11 protein-coding genes are annotated in these 7288 nt (G+C 60.3%); 7 read left to right on the forward strand and 4 right to left on the reverse strand.

All coding sequences use genetic code 11. From position 1 onward, the window contains the following. Positions 1–86: 86 nt before the first annotated feature. Positions 87–860, reverse strand: coding sequence for a CHAD domain-containing protein (locus AB4043_RS01460; protein WP_442306369.1), 774 nt, complete (start codon positions 858–860; stop codon positions 87–89). A 145-nt stretch (positions 861–1005) separates the two neighbouring features. Then, complete coding sequence (locus AB4043_RS01465; RefSeq protein WP_442300441.1) at positions 1006–1716, reverse strand: methyltransferase domain-containing protein; 711 nt, start codon at positions 1714–1716, stop codon at positions 1006–1008. 277 nt (positions 1717–1993) lie between these two features. Between AB4043_RS01465 and AB4043_RS01470 the strand changes: the two genes are divergently transcribed. Continuing rightward, positions 1994–2311, forward strand: coding sequence for a GNAT family N-acetyltransferase (locus AB4043_RS01470; RefSeq protein WP_442300442.1), 318 nt, complete (start codon positions 1994–1996; stop codon positions 2309–2311). Between the two features lie 9 nt (positions 2312–2320). On the opposite strand, the gene AB4043_RS01475 is transcribed toward AB4043_RS01470, so the two are convergent. Both AB4043_RS01475 and AB4043_RS01480 read right to left on the reverse strand, forming a co-directional pair. After that, positions 2321–2713 carry a type II toxin-antitoxin system death-on-curing family toxin gene (locus AB4043_RS01475; RefSeq protein WP_442306370.1) on the reverse strand — a complete coding sequence of 131 codons (393 nt, stop codon included), beginning with the start codon at positions 2711–2713 and terminating at the stop codon, positions 2321–2323. A gap of 2 nt (positions 2714–2715) precedes the next feature. Then, positions 2716–2943: an AbrB/MazE/SpoVT family DNA-binding domain-containing protein gene (locus AB4043_RS01480; RefSeq protein WP_147650416.1), complete on the reverse strand. Its 228-nt coding sequence runs from the start codon at positions 2941–2943 to the stop codon at positions 2716–2718. Positions 2944–3026: 83 nt separating this feature from the next. On the opposite strand from AB4043_RS01480, the gene AB4043_RS01485 reads away from it, so the two are divergent. The 6 genes from AB4043_RS01485 (at position 3027) to AB4043_RS01510 (ending at position 7190) form a co-directional block, all read left to right on the forward strand. Then, positions 3027–3152, forward strand: a complete 126-nt coding sequence (locus tag AB4043_RS01485; protein ID WP_442306371.1) for a hypothetical protein — start codon at positions 3027–3029, stop codon at positions 3150–3152. A 2-nt stretch (positions 3153–3154) separates the two neighbouring features. Continuing rightward, positions 3155–3610, forward strand: coding sequence for an SDR family NAD(P)-dependent oxidoreductase (locus AB4043_RS01490; protein WP_442306372.1), 456 nt, complete (start codon positions 3155–3157; stop codon positions 3608–3610). A gap of 19 nt (positions 3611–3629) precedes the next feature. Continuing rightward, positions 3630–4109 (forward strand): group II truncated hemoglobin, encoded by a 480-nt coding sequence (locus tag AB4043_RS01495; RefSeq protein ID WP_442300445.1) that lies wholly within the window; start codon positions 3630–3632, stop codon positions 4107–4109. 11 nt (positions 4110–4120) lie between these two features. After that, a complete protein-coding gene (locus AB4043_RS01500) occupies positions 4121–4600 on the forward strand; it encodes a DUF488 domain-containing protein (RefSeq protein WP_442300446.1) in 480 nt (159 codons plus the stop codon). 244 nt (positions 4601–4844) lie between these two features. After that, on the forward strand, positions 4845–5897 hold the full coding sequence (gene ruvB / locus AB4043_RS01505) for a Holliday junction branch migration DNA helicase RuvB (protein ID WP_442300646.1): 1053 nt from the start codon (positions 4845–4847) through the stop codon (positions 5895–5897). A gap of 54 nt (positions 5898–5951) precedes the next feature. Further along, on the forward strand, positions 5952–7190 hold the full coding sequence (locus AB4043_RS01510) for a diguanylate cyclase (protein ID WP_442300447.1): 1239 nt from the start codon (positions 5952–5954) through the stop codon (positions 7188–7190). Positions 7191–7288: the final 98 nt, after the last annotated feature.

Raw genomic sequence — 7288 nt, forward strand, 5'->3', positions numbered from 1 at the left:
AACCCTATTGGGTGCCAAGCCTCGCAACGCGAGGGTGAGTAAGGAACACCTCAAAATTTCAACTGAAAGCAGATGTGGGCTTGTACTTAAGCGGCGTTCAATAGGCGAACGAAGCCGTTGTGATGGGTCTTTGCGCGCTCACTTGTCAGCTTTGTCAGAGGATCTTTCTTGCCGAGTTTCTTCTTTGCCTCTTGCGCCAGAAGCAGCGCATCGTGCCAGTGCCCGCCGCTCTGCTGCAGACGGTTGTAGCGCGCGGCGACGGTGGTAGCCTGCTTGGCCGGAAGGCCGGTTTCGGCGATGTAGCGCGCGACCTTGGCCATTTTGCGAATGGTGTGCAGATCGTCTTCGCGAACGGCTTTTATGCCACGTGTGCGCCGGTCATACCAGGCATCGGCCAGGGGCAGAAGTTGCCTGAGCGGCAGCGCCAGCTCTTCAGCCGGTTTAAGCGCGGTGAAGAGCTCTTCGATTGCTTTCGCAACCTTGGGAATGTGTTGCTCCAGATCCTGCTTCAGATCGTCAGCCCGCTTCTGACGGCGGTCTTCAAGCGCCTTGAGCAGCTTCTGTCGATGATTGTGCTGCGGTAACCGCAACCCCCGTAGCATCTGTTGCAGGACGTCCAGATCGCGCACCTGTCCAGCCAGTTTTCGGATAGATTTCACCGCGCGCCGGAATGCGGCGGCCTTCGTGCGGTAGGAGGGTAGATCTCTTAACTGCATCAGCAGCTCGAGCTGTGCCTCAATGCGCCGTGTGGAGGTGCGGAGCTGGTGTACGGCCTTCTTTCCTGGGTGCGCCACGCACACGGTCAGTGCAGCTTCCAGGGTGGTGGCCTGCTCTCGGAGTGCCTGGATCGGTCGTGCCATCTCCGGTTAGATGAGGGGAACGGGCAGGATGGCTAGAGCATTTTCCCTGTAGTTGTGGAGTAGGCTTCCGCATCTATGGGCGTTTTCCACAATGAAAACGCCGCTGTACCTCTCTTCCGGGATACCCAGCAACAGGGAAAATGCTCTACTCGTTTATTTGCCATCTCCAGATGCTGCAGCGCTCATAACCCTCTACGGCGTAGAGCCCATGTGCGTCGCGGCGGATGGTGGCGCGGTCGGCCTCGTCATCCTCGTCGGAGAGGTGCAGGTCGCCAGTCCACAGCTCGCGCAGGCCGCCATGTTTCAGCAGCACGGCGCGCTGCTCGTCATTGACGTAGAGAATGTCGAGCGCCGTGGGAGCGGTGGCCTGGCGGGCGTCCAGCCGTTTGAGGAGGCGGCGGAGCACCGTGGCGCTGAAGGGATTGAAGAGGTAGAGCAGCAATGGTCCGGCCGGCAGCGGCAGGGTCATGATGTCGCCTTCCACGATGCTGACAGGGGAGACGGCGTAGGGCGTAAAGCGGGCGATGTTCTCCTGTGCGATTCCTGCCAGCAGGGGGTTCAGTTCGACGCCGGTCACGCTGCGGAAGTGCATGCGCGCGGCCAGAAAAGAGGAGCGGCCTTTTCCGGCGCCGACGTCGACAAAGGCGTAGTCGCTGGGCGGCACTGGAGTCCAGGTGTTCTGCCAGCGCTCCATCAGTTGCGCAAAGAGCGAAGGCGCAGTGCCGTGGTAGGCGGTGTTGTGGCGGTCGTGCATGTGGCCGGTCTTGAGCCTCGTGCCGGGGATAAGACCGCCGGTCTCGGTGCCGTACTTTGCGTCGAAGGGATGAACGACCGGAGCTGTCTGCTTACGTGCCACGTATATCAAGGGTGCAGGCGAAGGCTGCTCGGGTGCAAGCGAAGTCTGAATCGGGTGCAAGCGGAGCCCAATCGGATGCAAGATGAAGAGATGGCGACAGAGATACGGGTGCGTCCGGCAGGGACGGCGGACGCGCAGGCAATCGCAGAGATTTACGGTCATTATGTCCGCTCCAGCACAGCAACTTTTGAGTTGGAGCCCCCCACGGTGGAGGAGATCCTCCTGCGGATGAACGCGATCGCGGAGAAGGGCCTGCCCTGGCTGGTGGCGGAGCGGGATGAGCGTGCTGGGCTATGCCTACGCTGGACCGTACCGTCCGCGGGCGGCGTACCGATTCACCCTGGAGAACTCGGTTTATATCCACCATGAGGCTGCAGGACAGGGAATCGGTCGTTTGTTGATGGAGCAGTTGCTGGAGCACTGCACACAGTGGGGCGCCCGGCAGATGGTGGCGGTAATTGGCGGAGGCGACGAAAATGCCGCCTCCGCGCGGCTGCATGAGAAGCTCGGCTTTGTTCGCGCCGGTGTGTTGCAGGGTGTCGGCTGGAAGTTCGACCGCGCGCTGGATAGCCTGCTGATGCAGCGTGCGTTGTGAGAGCAGGAGCTATTTCACCGGAGTCGCACGCTGTTTCAGCCAATCAGTGAACTCGCCTTGACTGATCTGTCCGGCGGCGATCCAGATATACATCAGGTACTTTTCTTCCTTCTCTGAGGCGACGCGGTAGCCATTCAGGAACAGAAAACCTTCGCACGCCAGCAGGGCGGTGCGTTTGTTGCCGTCCACGAACGGATGGTTACGGGCAATGCCAAAGGCATAATCCGCCGCAAGATCGAATAAGGTCGCCTGATCGTCATACGCGAAGGTATTCAGCGGCCGCGCCAGTGCCRATTCCAGCAGACCTTCATCGCGAACTCCAGAAGCACCACCATCGATGGAGAGTTCACGCGCATGAATCTGCAGGACTGCCGGTTTCTTAATCCAAAGAGGTTCCTGCATCACTACTCGGCCAGACGGCGAAGAACATCACGGTTCTCGCGCATCACCGTTTCCATCGCCTCGATCTGCCTTGCGAACTCTTCATCGTACGGCGTGAGCTGGATCCCGTCGGCGGTCTCCGTGAGATACAGAACGTCGCCCTTTTCGACATGCAGACGAGCCAGAGTCTCCTTCGGCAGGATGATTCCCGCCGAATTGCCGATTGCGGTGATCTTGATGGTGGTAGCCATGGATTTTAGTATAACAAAAGTTATAACTTTGGCTGCCTGCGTCGATCCAGCGGCTTACGGCATCGGATGCTGTGGAGGAATTCATGGATCTCAAGCTCAAAGGCAAGCACGCGCTCGTCACCGGAGGCAGCGCCGGCATTGGTCTGGCAATCGTAAAGGGGCGTTTGAAGACATCACAGATGCCGAATGGTTCCGGCTCTTCGAGGTGAATGTGATGAGCGGCGTTCGTTTGGCGCGGCACTACTTCCCGCAGATGCTCCAGAAGAACGAGGGCCGCATTCTCTTCATCTCCAGCGAGAGCGGCATCATGACTCCGGGTGAGATGGTGCACTACGGCATGACCAAGTCGGCACAGCTCGCCATCAGCCGCGGCATGGCTGAGGCCACGCGGGGAACCAATGTGACGGTCAACACGGTGATGCCGGGGCCGACACGGAGCGAGGGCATTGTGGAGTTCCTGCAGAAGATGGCCTCGAAGCCCAACGCCACACCCGAAGAGGCGGAGAAGGAGTTCTTCGAGAAGCATCGCCAGAGCTCGCTGCTGCAACGTCTGATTGACGACACCGAGGTGGCCAACCTGGTGGTTTACCTGGCCAGCCCGCTGAGTGCGGCAACGACGGGTGCAGCGGTACGCGCCGAGGGTGGCCTGCTGCGCTCCATTTACTGAGGCAGAGTATCCTGCTGGCATGAGCGAGCAGAAAACAGTTCCTACGCTCTATGAGTGGGCCGGTGGTTCGCCGGCCCTTGAGCGTCTCTTCGTGCGCTTTTACGAGCGCGTGCCGCAGGAGCCGTTGCTGCGCGATGTCTTTGCGCAGATGGATCCGCATCACGCACAGCACGTTGCGGCTTTTGTCGGTGAGGTGCTTGGCGGACCGAAGGTTTACAGCGAAGAGCACGGCGGGCACGCGCATATGATTCGGAAACACATGGGCCGCAACCTTACGGACGAGCAGCGCCGCCGCTGGATGAGCTTGTTGCTCGAGACCGCGGACGAAGTGGGTCTGCCGGACGATCCTGAGTTTCGTTCGGCCTTTGTCGGTTACCTGGAGTGGGGTTCGCGTCTGGCGGTGATCAACTCAAAGCTCGATCCGGCAGCGACTGAAGATACGACTGCACCGATGCCGCAGTGGGGTTGGGGTGCAGTGGGTGGGCCGTACCAGGGTTAGTAGCAAACGCATTGACACGCATTCACACCATCGGTCACTCGCGTCATCCAATGGCTGTCTTTATCGAGCTACTGCGGCAGCACAGCATTGAGACGCTTGCTGATATCCGCTCCATCCCCGCATCCCGGCGTATGCCGTGGTTCTCGCGGGAGCCGCTGGCTGCGGCGCTAATGGAAGCAGGCATTCGCTATGTCTGGATGGGCGACCGGCTCGGCGGGAAACCGCGTGACCCGGCGCTGCACGGTTCCGATGGTGGGGTGGACTACGCGGCAGTCCGCGCCACACCGCGCTTCCAGACCGGGATGGAGCTTCTGGAGAAGACAGCCGGCGCAAGCAACACCGCCATCATGTGCGCCGAGGAGGATCCCATGCACTGCCACCGCTGGCTAATGCTTGGTCCTGCGATGGCTGAACGGCATATGGAAGTCCTGCACATCCGCGGTGATGGACGGGTAGAGAGCACGGTTCCCGTGCAAAACCGGCTCTTTTGAGAAGTCACGTGTGTTGACAAGTTTGCTTAGCCCCATGCACTGGGTGGGATATTTGCGAATCAGCCGTTCAGCGCGAGATGACAGACAAAAGACGGGTTCGAGCGGGCGCTCGAATCTCCCACCCATCGCGTTGCGATGGATGGGGCACCCAGTGCATGGGGCTGCGAGGTTTGCGGTCGGCAGACTTTCGCCGTACCATCGCCTTTAGCAGGCTTCTTGCGTGGACTTTTCGAAACCGAGCTTCATAAACAAAAAGATCGATCTGAACCGCCGTGCCCAAGATGAGGCGGAGCGGCTGGTCTCTGCCGGGGCGACGGATGAGGACTCCGCCTTCGAGCTGAAGCTTCGTCCCAAAAAGCTCAGCGAGTTTATCGGGCAGTCGAAAGCCAAGGAGCAGCTTGCCATCGCGCTGGAGGCGGCGAAGTCGCGTGGCGAGGCACTGGACCACGTTCTGCTCTTCGGGCCTCCGGGATTGGGTAAGACGACGCTGGCGACCATCATTGCCAATGAGCTGGAGGTCGGCTTTCAGCAGACCAGCGGTCCTGCGCTTCAGATCGCCGGAGACCTGACGGCGATCCTGACCAATCTGCGCGAGAAACAGGTGCTCTTTCTGGATGAGATTCACCGGCTGCAGCCGGTGCTGGAAGAGAAGCTTTACACGGCGCTTGAGGACTACAAGCTCGACATCATGATCGGCCAGGGACCTGCGGCGCGGACGCATGTCATGGAGCTGCGGCCGTTTACCTTCGTCGCTGCCACCACCCGGCCGGGGTTGCTTAGCTCGCCGTTGCGGTCACGTTTCGGCATCCTGTTGCGGCTGGAGTTCTACACCGACGACGAGTTGCGCTTCATCGTGCAGCGCTCCGCCGAGGTACTTGGCATTGCCTGCGACGAGGACGGAGCGGCTGAGATCGCGATGCGCTGCCGGGGAACACCGCGTATCGCCAATCGCCTGTTGCGTCGGGTACGTGACTATGCGCAGGTCCGCGGCAACGGGGTCATCGACCGGCCAACCGCCACCAAGGCGCTGGAGATGCTTGAGGTCGACTCCCACGGCTTCGACGAGCTCGACCGCCGCCTGCTGCGCACCATCATCGAAAAGTACGATGGCGGACCGGTAGGGCTGAATACGCTGGCCGCGGCGCTGGCCGAGGAAGAAGATGCATTGGAGGAGGTGTACGAGCCCTTTCTGATTCAGATCGGTTTCCTGAACCGCACCCCGCGAGGCCGCGTGGCGACGCGGCTGGCATACGACCATCTGGGGATTCCCATGCCGGGAAAACTCTCTCTTTTCTAACGGGAAAGTGTCGTAAGGTAGAGGGACCACTCCGTTAGTCTTTTTGAAACGCCGTTGAGTTTTGCCGCTATGCTGCTCAACTACCAGACTCTTTTCATCTGCGATGTGGCCACGGGTGTCGTCTATGCGGGCGCCATGGTTCTGCTTGCGTTGCATCATCCGCAGTTGCGAGCGCACCGTTGGTTTATGGCGGCGGCGCTGATCGGTCTGTTGCGGAATGCGCTTCTGGGAACGCTTGGCGTGCTTCCCCTTGTGCTCAGCATTCTGCTGCCTTCGCTGTGCAATATCATCAGCTTCTTCTGTATCTACATGGGGTTTCGCTGGGCGATTGTGCGTCGACCGCTGCAAAGCAGGCTTTGGCCGACCGTGCTGGCCGCGGAACTGCTGACCTTTTCGACCCTGTTTCTCTCCGGCTTCTCGCACACCTTTGCCTTCAGCATTACTCCTATCTTCGCGCTATGCATCCTCTCCATTCAGGTGCTGCGGCGCAATCAGGATCCTGAGATGCGGACGGTGGTGCGAGCAGGCATTACGGTTCTGGTTGCTCATCTCACTCTGATTGCCATCCGCACGCCGATGGTGCTCTTCCGGTACGACGTCAACACCAGCGGTCATTTCCGCCCGGCGCGGCAGGATCCCTTCTGGCTCGCCACGTTGGCCTGCATGATGTTTGTCTCAGCGTGCTTCTTCGTGGTCTATCTCTGGTTCTTCGAGCGGGAGATGAACCGCGCGCTTCGCCTGCAGGTGCGGACGGATGCCCGCACCGGTGTGTTGAATGTCCGTGCCATGGAAGATGAAGCCGAGCGCGAGGTGCTGCGCGCCGCCCGCAAGCGCACAGCATTGAGCGTGCTGGCGATTGATATCGACTTCTTCAAGCAGGTCAACGACACCCACGGACACGCCGCCGGTGATATCGCGCTGAAGAAGGTTGCTGAGCAGATGCTGTTGCAGATCCGCGGTGGCGATGTGCTGGCGCGTACCGGTGGCGAGGAGTTTACGATCCTGCTGCCGGAAACCGGCCTCACCGCAGCACAGGAGATCGCGGAGCGACTCCGCGCCAGCATTGCCACGCTCGATATCGTCACCGAGGCGGCGGTCGTGCACCTGACAATCAGCGTCGGCATCACAATACACCTGGGCAATGGCGATGCCTGGCCCCTGATGCACCGCCGCGCTGATGTGGCGTTGTACCGTGCGAAACGCGCCGGTCGGAACTGCGTCGCCGTCTGCATGGAAAAGAACTGGGCTCCCACGCCGCTGCCCGGTGTTGTAGAGATTCGCGCAGAGCGGTAAGTTTCCGACTAGAGCATTTTCCCTGTAGGTGTCGTGTAGGGCTTCCATATCTATGGGCGTTTTCCGCAATGAAAACGCCGCTGCACACCCCTTCCGGG

The sequence above is a fragment of the Terriglobus sp. YAF25 genome (assembly GCF_052113305.1).
Classification (GTDB): domain Bacteria; phylum Acidobacteriota; class Terriglobia; order Terriglobales; family Acidobacteriaceae; genus Terriglobus.

What these genes read in the sequence shown, in the direction of transcription:
- AB4043_RS01470 (WP_442300442.1), top strand. Translation starts at nt 1,994, where the DNA reads ATGAGCGTGCTGGGCTATGCCTACGCTGGACCGTACCGTCCGCGGGCG.
- AB4043_RS01480 (WP_147650416.1), bottom strand. Translation starts at nt 2,943, where the DNA reads ATGGCTACCACCATCAAGATCACCGCAATCGGCAATTCGGCGGGAATC.
- AB4043_RS01495 (WP_442300445.1), top strand. Translation starts at nt 3,630, where the DNA reads ATGAGCGAGCAGAAAACAGTTCCTACGCTCTATGAGTGGGCCGGTGGT.
- AB4043_RS01485 (WP_442306371.1), top strand. Translation starts at nt 3,027, where the DNA reads ATGGATCTCAAGCTCAAAGGCAAGCACGCGCTCGTCACCGGAGGCAGC.
- AB4043_RS01460 (WP_442306369.1), bottom strand. Translation starts at nt 860, where the DNA reads ATGGCACGACCGATCCAGGCACTCCGAGAGCAGGCCACCACCCTGGAA.